The sequence below is a fragment of the Rhodococcus opacus B4 genome (assembly GCF_000010805.1).
Taxonomy (GTDB): domain Bacteria; phylum Actinomycetota; class Actinomycetes; order Mycobacteriales; family Mycobacteriaceae; genus Rhodococcus_F; species Rhodococcus_F opacus_C.
In genome coordinates this window covers 3,548,301-3,565,247 of the sequence record NC_012522.1, presented here as the reverse complement: position 1 = coordinate 3,565,247, position 16,947 = coordinate 3,548,301, and the positions used below count along the sequence as shown (strand labels likewise).

The 16,947-nt window shown below is 67.2% G+C and carries 17 protein-coding genes; 12 read left to right on the top strand and 5 right to left on the bottom strand.

From position 1 onward, the window contains the following. Positions 1 to 133 precede the first annotated feature (133 nt). Entirely contained in the window at positions 134 to 880 is a 747-nt protein-coding gene (locus ROP_RS16375; RefSeq protein ID WP_012690516.1) for a glycoside hydrolase family 25 protein, read from the top strand. Positions 881 to 1,332: 452 nt separating this feature from the next. Next, complete coding sequence (locus ROP_RS16370) at positions 1,333 to 2,652, top strand: MFS transporter (RefSeq protein WP_148222484.1); 1,320 nt, start codon at positions 1,333 to 1,335, stop codon at positions 2,650 to 2,652. Positions 2,653 to 2,705: 53 nt separating this feature from the next. On the opposite strand, the gene ROP_RS16365 is transcribed toward ROP_RS16370, so the two are convergent. Next, positions 2,706 to 3,431, bottom strand: a complete 726-nt coding sequence (locus tag ROP_RS16365) for a GntR family transcriptional regulator (protein WP_148222483.1) — start codon at positions 3,429 to 3,431, stop codon at positions 2,706 to 2,708. Between the two features lie 262 nt (positions 3,432 to 3,693). Between ROP_RS16365 and ROP_RS16360 the strand changes: the two genes are divergently transcribed. Genes ROP_RS16360 through ROP_RS16345 form a run of 4 tightly spaced genes read left to right on the top strand, consistent with a single transcriptional unit; the run spans position 3,694 to position 7,185 of the window. After that, positions 3,694 to 4,926: a cytochrome P450 gene (locus ROP_RS16360; RefSeq protein ID WP_012690513.1), complete on the top strand. Its 1,233-nt coding sequence runs from the start codon at positions 3,694 to 3,696 to the stop codon at positions 4,924 to 4,926. Between the two features lie 52 nt (positions 4,927 to 4,978). Then, on the top strand, positions 4,979 to 5,302 hold the full coding sequence (locus ROP_RS16355; protein ID WP_012690512.1) for a 2Fe-2S iron-sulfur cluster-binding protein: 324 nt from the start codon (positions 4,979 to 4,981) through the stop codon (positions 5,300 to 5,302). Continuing rightward, positions 5,299 to 6,528 carry an NAD(P)/FAD-dependent oxidoreductase gene (locus ROP_RS16350; protein ID WP_012690511.1) on the top strand — a complete coding sequence of 410 codons (1,230 nt, stop codon included), beginning with the start codon at positions 5,299 to 5,301 and terminating at the stop codon, positions 6,526 to 6,528. Before ROP_RS16355 ends, ROP_RS16350 begins: the two co-directional genes overlap by 4 nt. A 45-nt stretch (positions 6,529 to 6,573) precedes the next feature. Continuing rightward, positions 6,574 to 7,185, top strand: a complete 612-nt coding sequence (locus ROP_RS16345) for a nuclear transport factor 2 family protein (protein WP_012690510.1) — start codon at positions 6,574 to 6,576, stop codon at positions 7,183 to 7,185. 15 nt (positions 7,186 to 7,200) lie between these two features. Here ROP_RS16345 and ROP_RS16340 read toward each other — a convergent pair whose 3' ends face one another. After that, entirely contained in the window at positions 7,201 to 8,463 is a 1,263-nt protein-coding gene (locus ROP_RS16340) for a hypothetical protein (protein ID WP_043824853.1), read from the bottom strand. A 445-nt stretch (positions 8,464 to 8,908) separates the two neighbouring features. Between ROP_RS16340 and helR the strand changes: the two genes are divergently transcribed. The 3 genes from helR to ROP_RS16325 all read left to right on the top strand — a co-directional run bounded on the left by helR (position 8,909) and on the right by ROP_RS16325 (position 12,382). After that, on the top strand, positions 8,909 to 11,047 hold the full coding sequence (gene helR, locus ROP_RS16335; RefSeq protein WP_012690508.1) for an RNA polymerase recycling motor ATPase HelR: 2,139 nt from the start codon (positions 8,909 to 8,911) through the stop codon (positions 11,045 to 11,047). Between the two features lie 83 nt (positions 11,048 to 11,130). Further along, the gene (locus ROP_RS16330; protein ID WP_012690507.1) at positions 11,131 to 11,589 is read left to right on the top strand and encodes a hypothetical protein; all 459 of its coding nucleotides are present in this window, start codon (positions 11,131 to 11,133) and stop codon (positions 11,587 to 11,589) included. 13 nt (positions 11,590 to 11,602) lie between these two features. After that, positions 11,603 to 12,382 carry a DUF899 domain-containing protein gene (locus ROP_RS16325; protein WP_012690506.1) on the top strand — a complete coding sequence of 260 codons (780 nt, stop codon included), beginning with the start codon at positions 11,603 to 11,605 and terminating at the stop codon, positions 12,380 to 12,382. A 9-nt stretch (positions 12,383 to 12,391) separates the two neighbouring features. Here the strand turns inward: ROP_RS16325 and ROP_RS16320 are convergent, their stop codons facing one another. Together ROP_RS16320 and ROP_RS16315 are read right to left on the bottom strand one after the other, a co-directional pair. Next, positions 12,392 to 12,814, bottom strand: a complete 423-nt coding sequence (locus tag ROP_RS16320; RefSeq protein WP_012690505.1) for a hypothetical protein — start codon at positions 12,812 to 12,814, stop codon at positions 12,392 to 12,394. 51 nt (positions 12,815 to 12,865) lie between these two features. Then, entirely contained in the window at positions 12,866 to 13,456 is a 591-nt protein-coding gene (locus ROP_RS16315) for a DUF2867 domain-containing protein (RefSeq protein ID WP_012690504.1), read from the bottom strand. Here ROP_RS16315 and ROP_RS16310 point away from each other — a divergent pair. Next, positions 13,434 to 14,090: a TetR/AcrR family transcriptional regulator gene (locus ROP_RS16310; RefSeq protein WP_043824850.1), complete on the top strand. Its 657-nt coding sequence runs from the start codon at positions 13,434 to 13,436 to the stop codon at positions 14,088 to 14,090. The genes ROP_RS16315 and ROP_RS16310 overlap by 23 nt on opposite strands. An 18-nt stretch (positions 14,091 to 14,108) precedes the next feature. On the opposite strand, the gene ROP_RS16305 is transcribed toward ROP_RS16310, so the two are convergent. Beyond that, positions 14,109 to 14,918: an FCD domain-containing protein gene (locus ROP_RS16305; RefSeq protein ID WP_043824849.1), complete on the bottom strand. Its 810-nt coding sequence runs from the start codon at positions 14,916 to 14,918 to the stop codon at positions 14,109 to 14,111. Positions 14,919 to 15,072: 154 nt separating this feature from the next. Between ROP_RS16305 and ROP_RS16300 the strand changes: the two genes are divergently transcribed. Next, positions 15,073 to 16,287 carry an acyl-CoA dehydrogenase family protein gene (locus ROP_RS16300; RefSeq protein WP_012690501.1) on the top strand — a complete coding sequence of 405 codons (1,215 nt, stop codon included), beginning with the start codon at positions 15,073 to 15,075 and terminating at the stop codon, positions 16,285 to 16,287. A gap of 35 nt (positions 16,288 to 16,322) precedes the next feature. Then, positions 16,323 to 16,928, top strand: a complete 606-nt coding sequence (locus ROP_RS16295) for a 3,4-dihydroxy-2-butanone-4-phosphate synthase (RefSeq protein WP_012690500.1) — start codon at positions 16,323 to 16,325, stop codon at positions 16,926 to 16,928. Positions 16,929 to 16,947: the final 19 nt, after the last annotated feature.

Genomic DNA, 16,947 nt, shown 5'->3' with positions numbered 1-16,947 from the left:
AAGAGTCGCATAACCTACCGTGGTGGTCAAATTTTTGGACAAAACGGACCAGGGGGATGGTTTTCTGTCCGGGGTCCCGGCAACCCTCTCCGTTGACCGGAACTCGGACGCCGCAACCACTACCCTCGGGCGCATGGCTATCGGGGTGAAGGTCCGAAGGTTCTCCAAGATCGCACCGCTACTGCTCGCCGGTGCACTCGCGGCCGCGGTGCCGGGGCACGCCGCAGCCGAGCCCGTCCGAGGGCCGGACGTGGCGTCGTGGCAACACCCGGGCGGGTCCCCGATCGACTGGTTCTCCGTCCGCAACGCCGGCCACGACTTCGCTATGGTCAAAGCCACCGAGAGCCTCAACTACGTCAATCCGTACTTCGTCCAGGACTGCCTCGCCATGCGCGTGGCAGGAGTCGCCCGGGGCGCCTACCACTACGCGGACCCCACCCAGTCGCCGGAAGCGCAGGCCGCGTTCTACTCGACCGTGGTCCTCGGCATCAACGGTCCGGGTGACATGCCCCCGGTCCTCGACATCGAGCATTCCGCCGGGCTGCCGCCCGCCGCGCTGATCGACTGGACGCATCGCTACCTCGACACGGTCCAATCGCTCACCGGGCGTCAGCCGATCATCTACACCTACCCGAACTTCTGGCGGACGGCGATGGCGAACACCAACGAGTTCGCCGGATACCCGCTGTGGATCGCCGACTACAACGGTCAGAACACGCCCGGCCCCCTCCCCGGCGGCTGGAGCAACTGGACGTTCTGGCAGTACACCAGCACCGGCCGCATCCCCGGCGTCAACGGCGACGTCGACCTCAACGTCTACAGCGGGGCGCAGGGCGACTTCGCGCGGTACTCCAACAGCGCATCACCCTTCGGTAGCTGACCGGCGGGGTGCGGCACCCTGCGCCGCGACCTCGAAACATGGCAATGTGCAGCAGGTTTGGAGAATGCGGAGCGCCGCCCGCTCCGCCGCGGGGTGCGACGGGAATTCTGCCGCGGGGTCAGTTCGCGTACTGGACGATCGATATCGCAATGCGGCTATTCGTCGAGCGTTGCCGTCCCTAGCGTGAGTCTCACTGGTAGTGAGCCAGGTAACAACAGCGAACGGATGTCAGCCACGACACACAGGAGAGTCGCGGCGATGGGCCGGTCCTGAAGGTGGACTTGCCGTTCCCGGCGGCCGTCCACACCTGTGCTCACCTACCATGCCTCGCTGATTCTGCTCACCTGCGCGCAACGTGACGGGTGAGCGCCGACAACCCCTATCCCACAATTCTTTTCGGCGACCAGAAGGGTCCCTCCATGTCCATTCGAGAATCCATCGATCAAGCTCCGATGAGCAAATATCAGGTCATGGTCGTGGGGATCTGCCTCGCGATCGTCCTGTCCGAAGGTTACGACCTGTTGCTGATGGCGTTCGCGGCATCCGGTGTCGCACAGGAGTTCGCGCTCAGCGGCTCGGAGACCGGGTTGCTGCTCAGTAGCGCCCTGGTGGGCATGGCGCTGGGGTCGGCATTCATCGCGCCCCTGGCCGACCGCACCGGGCGGCGGCCGCTGACATTGGCGTGCCTGCTCCTCGTGTCCGTGACGATGGCGCTGGCGTCGATCACGACGAGCTTCACGCAACTCGGGGTGTGCCGACTACTGACGGGGCTCGGCATCGGAGGGCTCGTTGCGAGCCTGCCGGTACTGACCGCCGAGTTCTCTCCTCGCCGACGCCGGGGCACCATGATCGCCCTGTACACCACGGGGTTACCGCTGGGCGGCATGATCGGCGGTCTGGTCGCTGCGCTTCTCACCTCCACGTTCAGCTGGCGCGCCAGCTTCATCGCCGGCGCAGTCCTGACCTTCCTGCTGCTCGTACTCGTCTACGCGCGGATGCCCGAATCGATCGACTACCTGCTGGTGCGCCGTCCCGCGGGGGCGCTCGAGACGATCAACGCCACCCTGCCGAAGATGGGACTGGCCCCGATCGAGGCGCTGCCGGCACCGGAGCCGCAGGCCGGTCAGGGCATGAAGGCGGCGATCTTCAGCGGGCGCAACGGCATCCGGTCGCTGCTCCTCGGATCCGCCTTCTTCATCATGATGGCGGCGTTCTACTTCGCCGCCAGCTGGACCCCGAAGCTGCTGCAGCAGAGCGGGTTGTCCGCCCAGCAGGGCATCAGCGGCGGAATGCTCCTCAACCTCGGCGGCGCGGCAGCCACTCTGACGTTCAGTGTCCTCGCGATCGTGGTGACCAGTCGAATCCTGACGATCGCGGCGCTCGTCGGTGCGAGTGTTTCCTTCCTCGCGATGAGCACGGCGCTGGGCAGCCTCGCCACCGCACTCCTCGCGGCGGTCGCGGTCGGTGTCTTCGTCAACGCCAGCGCCACCGGTCTCTACGCGCTCGCCCCGGACTGCTATCCGACCTCCGTCCGAGCCACTGCCGTCGGTTGGGCGTCGGCGGTCGGTCGGCTCGGTGCCATCATCTCCCCGATCCTCGCCGGCGTGCTGATCGACCGGTCCTGGACACCGTCGTCGCTGTTCATCCTGTTCGCCATCCCACTCCTGATCGGCGCCGTCCTCGTCGCAGCGATCAAGATGCCGGTTCCGCACGTCGCGGTCGTCGCCGGCACGAGCCCCGGGGACGTCCAGGCCCGAACGCTCTCACAGTAGAACCGAGTGGCTTGCTCGCCCGTCGGGATCGGCCGTGACGGGCGGGCGGGTACTCAGGCCGGTTCGTGCTGCGTGAGCCATGACGACGTGCCGGCTGGGACGATGGAACCCATCAGTTCCAAGGTGGTGGCGAGGTTCAACTCCAGATGCCGGCGAAGCTCGTCACGGATCTGTTCGGGATCTCGGCTCTCGGCGGCGGTGACCAGCTCGTCGTGGATGCGTTCTCGCTGCTCCACCGTCACGTGGGCGGCTTCGAACGGCTCGAACACGATTCGGATGTAGCGTTCGGCAGCGTCCCACAGCGGCTCGAGGACGCGCAGATCCCATTCGTTGGCGGCGGGACTGATCAGCGCGGTGTGGAATCGCCGGTGCAGCTCCCAATGGGTGTCTTCCGACTTGGCGGAGAAGGTCTCTTGCACGAGCTCACCGAGTTCACCGAGGTCGCTGTCGGAACGCTTTGCCGCCGAGAGGGCGGCGAGTTCGGGTTCGAGCCGCAGTCGGATCCGGAAGATGTTTCGAAGATCGTCGGGATCGAGCGGAGCGACGACCGCACTACGGGAGGGGCTGAGGGACACCAGGCCTTGCGCTTCGAGAGTGCGGAGCGCCTCTCGTACCGGGACGTGGCTGACGCCGAGCCGATCGGTCAGTGCCGGCACTGTGAACGGCTGGCCCGGGGCGAGTTCCCCACTCAGAATGGCTCGGCGAATCTCCTGCAATACGAGATCGACCGCCGACACCTTGCGACCGGCCACCGATCGCATCGACTCTGTGCGTGCCACGTCCCCTCCTGAGATCGGTTATATCGTAGCGCCGCCTTCACACGAAGAAGATCCGCAAGCTCATATCTTGACAACTTATAAGTTAGATCTTAGCGTGAGTGGCATCACATAAAGGGCTGGAATGTGACGCGCCGCGGACCGAGTCACGCGGAGGCTGTTGCCGCAAACACCAACGGATCGAGGCAGGCCGCCCGTCAGACATGCCTGCTCTCGCGCAACGCCCAGCCGTCCCGAGCCTCCGATTGCCTACGAAAGGACTTGTATGACCGAGTCAGCACCCGGCGATTGCCCGGGTACCGATATCGATCCGTTCTCGGACGAGTTCCTCGCCGATCCGTTCCCGCATCTCGCGGAGCTACGCGACCTGGGGGAGGTCTTCTACTTGCGCAAATATCGGGTGTGGGGAGTCGCTCGGCACAGTGAGGTGACCGCTGTGTTGCAGAACCCGGCGGTGTTCTCGAACGCGGCGGGTGTGGGTTACTCGAACTTGAAGACAGAGGAACCGTGGCGCGCACCCAGTCTCATCCTCGAAGTGGACCCGCCGGTGCACACCACGACGCGCGGCATCTTGACCCGAATCCTGTCCCCTCGTGCTCTACGCGACCTCCAGGAACGGTTCGCTGACGAAGCGGACCGGCTCGTCGACCGATTGGTTGCCGCCGAGACATTCGATGCCGTCACCGATCTCGCGCAGGCGTACATCCTGAAGGTATTCCCCGATTCCCTCGGATTGCCGCCGAACGATCGGGACAATCTCCTGACCTACGGCGGGATCACGTTCGACTCCCTCGGTCCGCGGAACGAACGATTCGAGGCGGCCATGGGCCGAGCGGAACACATACGGCAGTGGGTGGCCGACAACTGCGCTCGGCACGCCCTGACACCGGATGGCTTCGGCGCCAAAATCTTCGAAGCCGCGGATGCCGGGGTGGTCAGTGAAGACGAGGCAGGTCTGCTGGTCAGATCTTTCCTGACCGCCGGGGTCGACACCACTGTCAGCGCACTGGGGTTCGCGATCCGCAGGTTCGCCGAGCATCCCGATCAATGGGAGATGCTGCGGCAAGACCCCTCGCTTGCCCGGTCCGCATTCGATGAGGTCGTCCGTATCGACTCGCCGGTGATCGGCTTCTTCCGCACCACCACGACCGAGGCGGTGCTGGGTTCCACCACGATCCCAGCGGATCAGAAGGTGCTGGTGTTCTTCTCCGCGGCGAACCGGGACCCGGATCGGTGGAACAACCCGGACGAGTTCGACATCACCCGCCGCACGGCCGGGCATACCGGGTTCGGCGCCGGAATCCACGGGTGTGCGGGACAGATGGTCGCCCGCCTGGAAACCGAAGCACTACTGACGGCGCTGGCCAAGCGGGTTTCTCGGTGGGAACTCGCCGGACCTCCCACCGCTGCCCTCAACAACACTCTGCGCGCACTGGCAAGTCTGCCCGTGCGAGCGCATCAGTTCGCCACGCACCGCGTCGTCCCGGCCACCGCCTGACATCTGTTTGCCCACAACACCTCCCGAACCACCACGTGAAGGTAGAACTGCCATGCCGAAAGTAACGTTCCTCCACAACGACGGCACCGAAGATGTCGTCGACACCGACCCCGGAACGTCCCTGATGCAGGCCGCAATGCTCGGCGGCGTCGCCGGCATCGTCGCGGAATGCGGCGGGTCGATGATGTGCGCGACCTGTCACGTCTACGTGAGCGAGGACTGGATGGAGAAGGTCGGTGGACGCAGCGAGATGGAGGAGGACATGCTCGAATCCACCGCGGAACCGTGCCGGCCGAACAGTCGCCTGTCCTGCCAGATCTCGGTGTCCGAGGACTTGGACGGCCTGATCGTCGAAACCCCGCGGACGCAGCTGTGAACACCCCGCACGTCGTCGTCGCGGGCGCCGGCACGGCAGGCCACCATCTCGCGGCTAGTCTCCGAGAATCCGGCTTCGCCGGGGCCGTGTCCCTGATCGGGGACGAACCGCATCTGCCGTACCACCGCCCGCCGCTCTCCAAGGACTACCTTGCGGGCACAGGCACGGCGCAGTCGGACGCTCTCAGCCTGCGCGCGCCGGCGTTCTACTCCGAACACGGTGTCACCACCCGACTCGGCGTCCCGGTGACGCAGATCGACCGAACCGGCCGCCGAGTCGTCCTCGCCGACGACCGGGCGATCGACTACGACCACCTGGTCCTGGCGCTCGGCGCCTCACCCCGGCCGATCGACATACCCGGGCGGAGCCTGGAGGGGGTGATGGAATTGCGCACCCGCACCGACGCCGAGCGATTGCGCGAACACCTGAACGCGGGCAGTCGGGTGGTGGTCGTCGGCGGTGGTTTCATCGGACTCGAGGTTGCGGCCGCCGCCCGCAAACGCGGCGCCGACGTCACCGTGCTCGAAGCGATGCCCGCCCTGATGAGCCGTGCCCTGTCCGCCACCGCCGCAGCACATCTCGCCGAGCTGCACGCCGCGCAGGGTGTTCGAGTGGTGTGTTCCACCGCGGTCTCCACGGTGGAAGGGGAGGCCGGGCGTGTCACCGCGGTCACCACCTCGGACGGACAGCACCTCGCCGCCGACGTCGTCGTGCTCGGCATCGGGGTCGTGCCGAATGACCGGCTCGCGGCCGCGGCGGGTCTCGACACTGCCAACGGCATCGTCGTCGACGAACGCCTGACCACCAGCGACCCCGCGATCTCCGCGGTGGGCGACTGCGCCAGCTTTCCCACACCCGACGGCGGCCGAATCCGCTTGGAATCAATACAGAATGCGGTCGACCAGGCGCGCTATGTAGCCCGGCGAATCCGAGGACACTGTGAGCCCTACAGCGCCGTCCCCTACTTCTGGAGCGATCAGTTCGGGACGAAACTGCAGATCGTCGGCCACGCCGCACGATCCGATCGCACCGTCATCCGGGGAACCGATACGAAGTTCTCCATCTTCCGGTTCGACGGCGAACAGCTTGCCGCCGTCGAATCGATCAATGACCCGGTGACGCACCTGACCGTACGCAAAATCCTGGGCGCGGGCGGCACACTCACCCCCGAGCAGGCCGACGACACCGTCGACCTACGCGCACTGGCTCGCACTCTCGCCGGCTGAGAGCGCCCTACAACTACGTACCCGACTTGCCGAAGGAGTTCGATCATGTCCGACAACAGCGATGACATCACCCAGGTGGCCCAGGTCGTTCTCCACGAGAGGCAGGCGCGTGACCGCGGGTGGTGGGATCGGATGAGTGAGTGCATACATCCCGAAGCGCACATCCGGCTCAGTTGGTTCCGCGGCACCGGGGCGAAGTTCGTCCTCGAATCGCAGAAGATGAGCAGCCGAGGCCAGAAGGCCACCCACCGGTTGTCCCCGCCGATCGTCTCCCTGCACGGCGACCGGGCCGTCGTCGAGATCTCGGCCGGAATCGAATTCCGCGACGTCATAGGAGGAGTCGAGGCCGACCTCACCTCGTACACCCGACTGATCTACCGACTCGAGAAAGCATCCGGAACGTGGCAGATCGTGTCCCTGGATCCGATCTACGAACGTGACAGCCTGGTCCCGGCCGTGCCCGGGGAGAGCCCGGAGATCGATCGGCCCACGCTGGCCGCGATCCGCGCACCCTACCGGTTCCTCGGCTACTACCTCCGGCAGAGCGGCTACGACATCACCGACGACCTGTACGGGGACGACCGGCCGGAAGAGGTCGAGGACCTTTACCGGTCCTGCTTCGCGTGGGCCGCCGACACCACGGTCACTACCGCGTAGTTCGATGCGCGGGCGTCAACGGCAGGCCGGATTTCCGGGGAACGCGGGAACGCCGGCACGGCAGCCGACGTCGGTGACGGCGGTCAGCCGCTCGACCGGTTCGCGGATCTCGAGCGCCGGCAGGAGGCCGTCGTTCAGGAGTGCGCTCTTCGTCGCGGGTGCGGTCGCGCGCGCGTCCAGTGTTCCGCGTGCTCGCGCGAAGTTGACGAGTTCGTCGTACACCATCGACAACGCCGCCTCGGTCGTCTGGTCTTCCGGGTTCAGTCCGGCGAAGTCGACACCCGTCTCGTATTCGTGGCGGACCGCATGCGGACCCTGATCGCAGGTGGGCTGGTTCAGATCGATTCGGAAGTCCTGCCCGGCGGGGCCCGGTGGCGTGATCGTGCCGGCATCGGTGCACACGTGGTGCGAGATGCGGTCACCGAGTGCGTGTAGGTAGATGCCGGTCCGCGCGTTCCAGGAATTCTCGCCGACCCACGAGTCGAATTGTGACGACAGGACGTTGTCCGTGATGACCTGCTGCCCGGTCATGTTGGTGAACGGGATGGCGGCGGGAGTCTCCAGGCTGTACGTGCCGTTGATCGGGACCGGATTTGCGTCTCCGTAACACGTTGCGCCCGTGCCGTAGTCGCCGTTCGCGGAGGGGTTCGTGAAACCGCCCGTGCACAGCGGTGCGTCGCTTCCCGGGCCGGCCATGGCCCACGTCCGCAGGTGCGTGAGCATGATCTCGTGCCGCGGATCGTCGACGTTCGGCCGCAACCCGTTGGGCAGGGGATCCGTCGGCCCGCGCAACGTGGGCAGGAAGTGGAAGAGGAACCCGCCGGTGTCGAAATGGGTGCGCACCAGCCCGCTGATGTCCTTGGTGGTCAGCGCGCCGGCGTCGGGGGCGGGCCTGCCGAAGAGGTCGCGTGGGACGAACGTGCCGAGGTCGGTCGCCTCGTCGTATGCCGCGATCCAGTACGCATCCTGTGTGGAGAAGCCGACGGTGCGGGCGATGATGTACGTCGAGTCCGAGTGGACGAGACTCCGTCCGCCGAGCGGCCTCCGCAACGTGAACCCGTAGCGGAGGAAGGCCTCGGCGCCGCAGATCGGTGAGTCGGGGTCGTCGAGTAGGCACTCGGGTGGCAGCGGAGCGCAATTGTGCGGCGGGGCACCGTCCTCGGTGTAGCAAATATCCTCGGCAAATCCGTACACCGGTGGCGGTGACACGACGAAAGCGGCCGCGGTGAGCGTCAGCGCCACGATGGTTCCACCGGCTCTTCGAGTGAATCTTCTCATCGAGGTGCACCTTTCGGTGAGGACGAGTGTTCCCACATTAACACCGGGGAATACTCGCGCGGAACGGATCCCGGCGCTGGGTCGAAAGCGTCACCACCCGTGAAAGTTTCAGGGCCGCGCTGACGATTCGGGAACCAGTGTCAAACGTACTGACGGTTCGACTGTTTCGGCGTTCAGGACGCGTGCAGGTGGGCGGCGGGCCTTGCCCACGTCGAATCGACGGGAGTTTACTGCGCAGAGGGGTTTGCCGGTCCGAGTCGGGGCGAGGGGAGGAAGAAAACAACTCTCTTCCACTTTCAATGTATAGCGCACCCGGGGGCTTGCGGCAAGGCCCGGGTGGTGCCGCAGAATTACCCGCCTGAGCCGGAACCTGCGGAAATGGGAGTCGTGAGTGCGCGCCGAAAATCTGAATCCACATCACCCATCACAGATCGGAGCTGTTGACGTGAGACCCGTTATTGCCAGCGCGTTCGATCTTCCCGACCACCTCGCACCCAAGGCCGACCCGGCGCTGATCGCCGGCGACGAGCGGCACTTCGCGGCCATCGCGGACAGCCTCGAGCAGTCCATCGCCGACCTGTCCCGGCGCATCGATGCCGAGCGCAGGGCGCCCCGCCGGCTGGGCCAGGAGGCGATGGAGCGGGACATGATGGTGCACGACCTGAGCGCTCAACTGCGCGCCCTGCGCCGCTTCGGCCTGGACCTGTGCCTTGGGCACTTCGTCGGCGCCGACGACCCCGAGCCCGTGTACATCGGACGTCTCGGCCTCATGGACGGCGCGGGTAATCAACTGCTGGTCGACTGGCGGTCCCCCGCGGCCGAGCCGTTCTTCGGGGCGACCCACGCCAACCCGATGGGCCTGGCCAGCCGCCGCAGGTACCGCTGGACCGGCGGCCGGATCAGCGACTACTGGGACGAGGTCTTCACCTCGGACGGGTTCGACGGGAACGCCGCCCTCGACGACCAGTCCGCGTTCATCGCCAGCCTGGGAAGCAGCCGGTCGGCCCGGATGCGTGACGTGCTCGGCACCATCGCCGCCGATCAGGACGCCGTCATCCGCGCGGGGTCGGGCGGCGCCCTCGTCGTCGACGGCGGTCCGGGCACGGGCAAGACCGTCGTCGCGCTGCACCGTGCCGCGTACCTGCTGTACTCCGATCCCCGACTCCGTCACGGTGTGCTGTTCGTCGGCCCGCACGAGCCCTACCTGGCGTATGTCGCCGATGTGCTGCCCAGCCTCGGCGAGGAGGGTGTGCAGCTCTGTACGCTGCGGGACCTCGTCTCCGAGGGTGCCGCCGCCGGGATCGAGAAGGATCCGGAGGTGGCACGGCTGAAGTCGTCGGCGGATCTGGTGAAGGCGATCGACGCGGCCGTGAAGTTCTACGAGGAGCCGCCTGCCAGGGGCATGACGGTCGCGACCGACTGGTCCGACATCTGGCTGAGCCCCGAAGACTGGGCCGAGGCGTTCGAGGCGCCGGAGCCCGGTACCCCGCACAACGAAGCGCGCGAACAGATCTGGGAGCTGCTGCTCACGATCCTGGTGGACAAGTACGACGGCGACGCTCCCGCGGCGCAGCTCCGGAAGTCGTTGCTGCAGAACGACGAATTGCGCGCAGCCCTCGACAACGCTTGGACGATGATCGAGGCCGCCGACCTCGTCGGGGACCTGTGGTCGGTGCCCGCCTACCTGCGCAAGTGCGCGCCCTGGCTCAGCCCCGACGAGGTTCGGGCACTGCAGCGCGCGAACGCCCAGGATTGGACGGTGTCCGATCTGCCGCTCCTCGATGCGGCACGGCAGCGGCTCGGAGACCCGCAGGCGTCGCTGCGGCAGCGTCGGTACAACGCCACCGTCGCCGCCGAACGCGCGCGGATGAGCACCGTCGTCGACGACCTGATCGCGGCCGACGACTCCGAGATGCTCGTGATGTCGATGCTGCGCGGCCGGGACCTCCAGCAGTCGCTGGTCGACGAGGCCGCTCTGCCGGGCACCGACCCCGACCTGCTGGCCGGACCGTTCGCGCACGTCGTGGTGGACGAGGCCCAGGAACTGACGGACGCGGAGTGGCAGATGTTGCTGCTGCGCTGCCCGTCCCGCAGCTTCACCATCGTCGGGGACCGTGCCCAGGCTCGGCACGGGTTCACGGAGTCCTGGCGCGAACGGCTCGAGCGGATCGGGCTCGACCGGATCGACCTGGCCGAGCTGAGCATAAACTACCGGACGCCGGAAGAGGTCATGACGGAAGCCGAGCCGGTGATCCGGGCCGCGCTCCCGGACGCCAACGTGCCGACCTCCATCCGCAGCAGCGGCATCCCCGTCGTCCACCGCCCCGTGTCGGATCTGCGCTCGATCCTGGACACCTGGCTCGCGTCGAACACCGACGGGATCGCCTGCGTCATAGGCGATCCTACGTTCCCGGCGACGCCGCGCATCCGGTCGCTGACGCCGGAGCTGTCGAAGGGGCTCGAGTTCGACCTCGTCGTCCTCGTCGACCCGGAATCGTTCGGCGACGGCATCGAAGGAGCCGTCGACCGCTACGTCGCCATGACCCGCGCGACCCGGCAACTCGTCATCCTCACGAGCGACTGACGTGGGCGCGGTGGTTTCGTTTAGACAAGCGAACCACCAGTGACAACGCCGCGGTCGCCGAGAAGGATCGGAACCGACCGGTCTTGTTCGAGGTGCTCGATGTCTGGGAAGTGGGCGTGGAGAAAATGGCTGACTACAACAGCGTTGTTTCGTTGTCCCGTGAGGAATTCGAGCAGTCGGCACCGAGCAGGGAGGAGCTCGAGGACGAAACCAAGTCGACGAAATCGGACGCAGTCGATATCGCAAAGATGGAGCGGCTCCTGGACCTGAGACCGGGCATGCTGGCCGGCGACGAGTACTACCTCGAAAGATTGTCCTGTCAGTGTTGTGGACGGTTGCTGACCATGTACGACTTCGTCTTCACCGGTCTCGTGGACGGGGGCCACTCGAAGTCGCTCATCGTGCATACGTTCGTCGGAAGCAAACTGGTGGTGAACGAGCCGCGGCGCATCAGGTGTTCGGCGTGTGGTGAAATCGCCCGGCACAGTCCCTGGTACCGGATGCCACAAAGTTATGGATGTCGGCCGATCCACTTCGAATAGGACGGGACAGGAAATGACAGCGTCCGATCCGCCGGTCACCACCCGCGAGCAGTGGCTCGTCGCGCGGCGCGAACTGCTCGCCCAGGAGAAGGAACTGACCCGTCACCGCGACCGGGTCAACGCCGCCCGGCGCGCGCTGCCGATGGTCGAGATCACCGAGAACTACGAGTTCGACGGTCCCGGGGGCAGGGCACGGCTCGTCGATCTGTTCGACGGGCGCAGCCAACTGCTGATCTACCACTTCATGTTCGAACCCGACGCCGACGAAGGATGCCCGTCCTGCACGTTCACGATCGACAACGTCGCCCACCTCCACCACCTCTACGCCCGGGACACCTCGTTCGCGGCCGTGTCGCGCGCACCCCTGCACAAGCTCGAGCAGTACCGGCAGCGCATGGGCTGGACAGTTCCCTGGTATTCCTCGCTCGGCAGCGACTTCAATTACGACTTCCACGTCACCCTCGACGCCTCGGTCGCGCCGGTCGAATACAACTACAAGGACGCGGCCGAACTCGAGCGCATGGATCCCGCCTGGAAGGGCTGGTCCGGCGAGGAGCACGGCGTCAGCGCCTTCCTCCGCCAGGGCGAGCGCGTCTTCCACACCTACTCGGGGTACGCACGCTCCACCGACGTACTCCTCGGCACCTATCACTGGCTCGATCTCACCGCGCGCGGCCGACAGGAGGACTGGGAACCGGAACCGCGGCGCGGCGACGACCCGTTCATGAGCTGGCTGCGCCGCCACGACGAGTACGAACCGGACGCGATTTCGGGAGAGAAGACCCCCGACTGACCGCGCGAATTACATCAGCTCGTACCCCGTCGCCTGCAGTTCGAGGTAATCGCGCACCAGCAGGTGGGAACCGGGTGTGGACACCGCCGTCCACGGAATGTGCCGGGGTAACTGCTGTGCCAGCGATTCGGGCAGCGCCTCGCGGCACCTGATGCCCGCCCGGGCTCGCGGCGTCAGCGAATTCCACCAGGAGTCGAGCGCGCACCGGCATTGGGCGAGATACTCCGAGAGCGGCCCCTGCAGCATCGCCATCTGCGGAACTGGATCGGGTTCGCCGCTGATGCCCGCGACGCACGACTGCCCGCACACGGCCATCACCTGCCCGATGAACTGCGGCGGCATGATGCCTTCGGGGTCTCGCAGCAGGGCGAGGCGCGCGCCGGCGGAAAGCGCTTCATACGCCGTCACGGGGTCGATTGCCTCGTCACCCATGCCACGAACGTACTCGGCTGTGGGCATCTCCTTCCGCGAACGGCGATATGTTCATCCAGATCCGTAGTCGCGCCAGGCGCGTTCCCACTGCCGGGTGAGGGCCGGGTAGACGAGGAGATGCCGGAACGGGGCGATGGCGGCCATGTAGAGGCGCCCGAACCGGCCGTTGGGTTTGACGAGGACGGTCATCTGCAGTCCGTAGTCGCCGTTCGCGCCTCGCACCCAGCCGAGATGCATGACGGTGTGCACGGTCGTGTTCGCCAGCTCGCGGGCGGCCTCCGTGTCGAGTTCGTAGACCGCTTTGAGCGGCATGCCGTCGTCGTCGGGGCCGCGGGGAGCGGCGCGGAGGTCGTCGGGCAGGCGGTCGCGGAGCGAGGTGACCCGCGCGCCGACGCCCGCCGACGGATCGTCCCAACCGAACAGTTCGCCGAGCTTCCACCGGACGGCGAACAGGAACCTCACCAGCCGGGGCTGGTCGGCGAGCCCGCCCCCGGCCCGCATCGCGGCGAGCATTCTGGGGAAGTCGCCGGGACCGGCCCCGGGAGTGCGGTACGACCACACGTCCTCGACGTCGAAGTCGCTCGTGAATTCGTGGATGCGCCAGGGCTGCTCGGTGTAGGTGGCCTCTGCTATTCGTGGCACTGTCGCCCCCGATCTATACGGCACCGTATATTTCATCTATACGGTACCGTATAAATTGACTGCGATCAATGGAGGTGGACCGATTCCCGCCGTCGCCCGCACGACACGAGCCCGCTGGATAGAGGCCGGCCTCGACGCCCTCGCCCGGGGCGGACCGGACGCCGTCCGCGTCGAAGCGCTCGCCGCCGAACTCGGCGTCACGAAGGGCGGGTTCTACGGCTACTTCGACGGCAGGCCCGCGTTGCTCGCCGAGATGCTCGACGAGTGGGAACGCCGCTGCACCAAGGCCGTCATCGCCCAGGCCGACGCCGAAGGCGGCGACGCGGCCGACCGGATCCGGCGCGTGGGTCAACTCACCTACTCGGAGGACCTGCACCGGATCGACCTCGCGATCCGGGCCTGGGCGCACCACGACCCGTCCGTCGCGGCACGCCTGCAACGCATCGACAACGAGCGGATGCAGTTCCTGCGCACGATGTTCGGCACCTTCGTCACCGACCCCGACGAGATCGAGGCGCGCAGCACCCTGATGTTCGGGCTCGCCATCGGCCGCCACTTCATCGTCGCGGACCACCCCGGGTACACCAAACGCGAAGCCATCCAGCTTGCCGGGGAATTCCTCCTGCGCCCGTAACGCTCTCCTCGTCGCGGATCAGGCCGGCGGGGCCGGTACCGACAGGATCATGGTCGGGTCGGTGCGCCGGAGCGCGTCGACGGCGGCGTCGCGGTCGCGGCGGTCGAGCGCGTCGACGAGGTCTTCCATGACCTGCGCGAGCCCGTCCAGGTGCACGTCCGGTGCGGTGGCCTCGAGTACCGCGCGCAGGTAGGACACGCCGACGTCCATGATGCTCAGGTAGAGGGTGTCGAGCAGGATGCCCTTGCCGATGCCGGCGAGGTGGGCGTGCAGTTCCCAGCACGCCCACACGAAGTCGGACACCGCCGCGGAGTTGCGGGCGCGGCGCACCTCCCACAGCCGCTCCGAGAACGTTTCCTGGTCGGCGAGCGTCATCTGCCGCAACGCCTCCTCGATCAGCAAGGGGGCGATCGCATTTCGGATCTGGACGGCCTCGGCGAACGCCGCGTGGTCCCCGGCGGCGGCGCGGAACCAGCCGTTCATCCGGGACAGTGGGGAGGGGTCGCAGGCGAAGATGCCGCCGCCCGGGCCCGGGCGTGAGGTGATGACGCCGCGGGCCTGCGCGAGTTTGATCGCCTCGTTCATGGTCCCGACCGAGAATCCGCAGATCTTGCGGAGATCGTCCTTGCTCCCGATGCGTTCGCCGGCCAGTGCGCCGGCGGCGAGGCGGGCGATCTGACCGGCAGCCTGCTCCGCACGTGATCCGCCGAGCGACACCTTGGGCGGGAGATTTGCTTGCCGAGGCCACATTTCGCGCGAGTAGGCGGGGCCCTCGAAGTCCTCTGCTTCGGGGGCGAGAACGTCCTCGTCGCCGTCGGTGCCACTCATCGTTTTCCTCTCCGGTCGTGGGGGTCAGTATCGCATCGCTCTTGACAAGTGACCGCCTTCACATCACTCTATCAATTAATCATGATTATTTCTCGCCGCTCGGGTGCACGCGAACCGGCGACTCCCAGAAGCCTCCCCAACCGAAGGACATCCCATGACGATCACCGACACGGCCCCGCACACGACGACGCCGGTTTCCGAGCGGGAACGCCTGGTCAGCGCCGCGCGGGCGCTCGGCCCACTGCTCCGCGAGAACGCCGCGCGCGCCGAGGCGGACCGCCGCGTGCCCGAGGAGAACATCGACGCCCTGCGCGAGGCCGGCCTGTTCGACATCACCAAACCCGCACGCTTCGGCGGAGCGGAGGAGGATTTCCGCACCTTCCTGGAGGTGTCGCTGGAACTCGGCCGGTCGTGCGGGTCCACCGCGTGGGTCACCACGCTGAGCAACGTGACGTCGTTCTTCGTCGGCGCCTACCCCGAGTCGGTGCAGCGGGACGTGCTGGGCGCCGATCCGCGCATCGCCACCTGCGGCGTGTTCACCCCGACCTCGACCTCGGTGCGGGTCGACGGCGGGTACCGGGTCACCGGACGGTGGGGATTCGCCTCGGCATCGCACCACGCGAGCTGGGCCAACGTCGGTATCCCCCTGACCAACGCCGACGGTGACGCCGTCGGGGCGGCGTCGGCGTGGATCCCGATGACCGATCTGTCGATCGACAACACCTGGTACGTCGCGGGCATGTCCGGTTCCGGCAGCGACACCCTCGTCGCCGACGACGTCTTCGTCCCCGACGCCCGGATCCTGTCGGTCACCGACATGATGGAGGGGCGCACCGCCTCGGAGTTCCAGGACGAAACCCTGTATCACTCCTCGCTCGTCCCCGTCCTGGCGCTGGTGCTCGTCGGTCCCGTGCTGGGCATGGCGGAGGGCGCCTACGACGCGGTCCTGGCGACGCTGCAGAAGGACAAGCCGATCGCGTACTCGTTCTACCAGCGGTCGATCGACGCACCGTCCACCCAACTGAACATGGCCGCCGCCCGCTCCCTGATCGATCAGGCCCGCCTCCTCGCGTTCCGCGGCGCAGACGAGATCGACGCCGCGGCCGCCGCCGGCAGGCAGATGCCGGTCGTCGAGCGGGCGCGGGCGCGGATGGACGCCGCGCAGGCCGCGAACCTGTGCCGCGAGGCGGTCGAACTGCTGCTCAACGTCAGCGGCGCCGGCAGCTTCGCGCAGGTCAACCCGCTGCAGCGGATCTGGCGTGATCTGGAAACCAGCTCCCGGCACGCCTTCATCAACCTGAACATCAACCAGGAGATCTACGGACGCGCCCTGCTCGGCATCGACGAGCAGGTATCCCCCTTCGTCTGAGTTGACCCGGACCTCCTCCAGCGCAAGGTATTCCCATGACACTGACAATCGAGACCGCCGCACCCGGGCTCCCGGCCTCCGACGACCGTGCCCTCCGGCACCTCGCGCAGGGGCTGCCGATCGTCCTCTCCGACGCCGCGGCAGGACGGGGATTCTTCGTCCTCGCCGCGGACCGGGCGACGACGGCATCGGTGGCGTTCGCGATCCGTCACTCGTCCGGATTCCTGCAGATCGCGCTCCCTCGCCGCCGGTGCGAGCAGTTGCTGCTCCCCCCGATGGATCCGTTCGAGGGCCACGGCGACCGGATGTGTGTCGGCGTGGACGCCGTCCGCGGAACCGGAACCGGGATCTCCGCCGCGGACCGCGCCACCACGGCCCGCGCACTCGTGGGTGCGGCGGCCCAGCCCGGTGACTTCACCAGACCCGGCCATCTCGTCCCCGTCTGCGTCGACCGCGCACCCGGCGCCCGTCCCACCACGACCGCGGCGATCGCACTGGACCTCACCCGGCGGGCCGGGCTGCAGCCCGGGGCCCTGCTCGCCGAGTTGGTCGGATTGGCCGATCCCACCCGGATGATCAGCCGCCCCGAGTGCCCGGCATTCGCCGGCACCCACCACCTGCCCCTGCTCGCCGTTTCCTGAGCGGCCGCCCAGATCCGAA

Bases quoted from the DNA above. Each gene is read 5' to 3' on its own strand.
- ROP_RS16375 (WP_012690516.1), top strand. From the start codon at position 134: ATGGCTATCGGGGTGAAGGTCCGAAGGTTCTCCAAGATCGCACCGCTA.
- ROP_RS16370 (WP_148222484.1), top strand. From the start codon at position 1,333: ATGAGCAAATATCAGGTCATGGTCGTGGGGATCTGCCTCGCGATCGTC.
- ROP_RS16360 (WP_012690513.1), top strand. From the start codon at position 3,694: ATGACCGAGTCAGCACCCGGCGATTGCCCGGGTACCGATATCGATCCG.
- ROP_RS16355 (WP_012690512.1), top strand. From the start codon at position 4,979: ATGCCGAAAGTAACGTTCCTCCACAACGACGGCACCGAAGATGTCGTC.
- ROP_RS16345 (WP_012690510.1), top strand. From the start codon at position 6,574: ATGTCCGACAACAGCGATGACATCACCCAGGTGGCCCAGGTCGTTCTC.
- ROP_RS16340 (WP_043824853.1), bottom strand. From the start codon at position 8,463: ATGAGAAGATTCACTCGAAGAGCCGGTGGAACCATCGTGGCGCTGACG.
- ROP_RS16325 (WP_012690506.1), top strand. From the start codon at position 11,603: ATGACAGCGTCCGATCCGCCGGTCACCACCCGCGAGCAGTGGCTCGTC.
- ROP_RS16320 (WP_012690505.1), bottom strand. From the start codon at position 12,814: ATGGGTGACGAGGCAATCGACCCCGTGACGGCGTATGAAGCGCTTTCC.
- ROP_RS16305 (WP_043824849.1), bottom strand. From the start codon at position 14,918: ATGAGTGGCACCGACGGCGACGAGGACGTTCTCGCCCCCGAAGCAGAG.
- ROP_RS16300 (WP_012690501.1), top strand. From the start codon at position 15,073: ATGACGATCACCGACACGGCCCCGCACACGACGACGCCGGTTTCCGAG.
- ROP_RS16295 (WP_012690500.1), top strand. From the start codon at position 16,323: ATGACACTGACAATCGAGACCGCCGCACCCGGGCTCCCGGCCTCCGAC.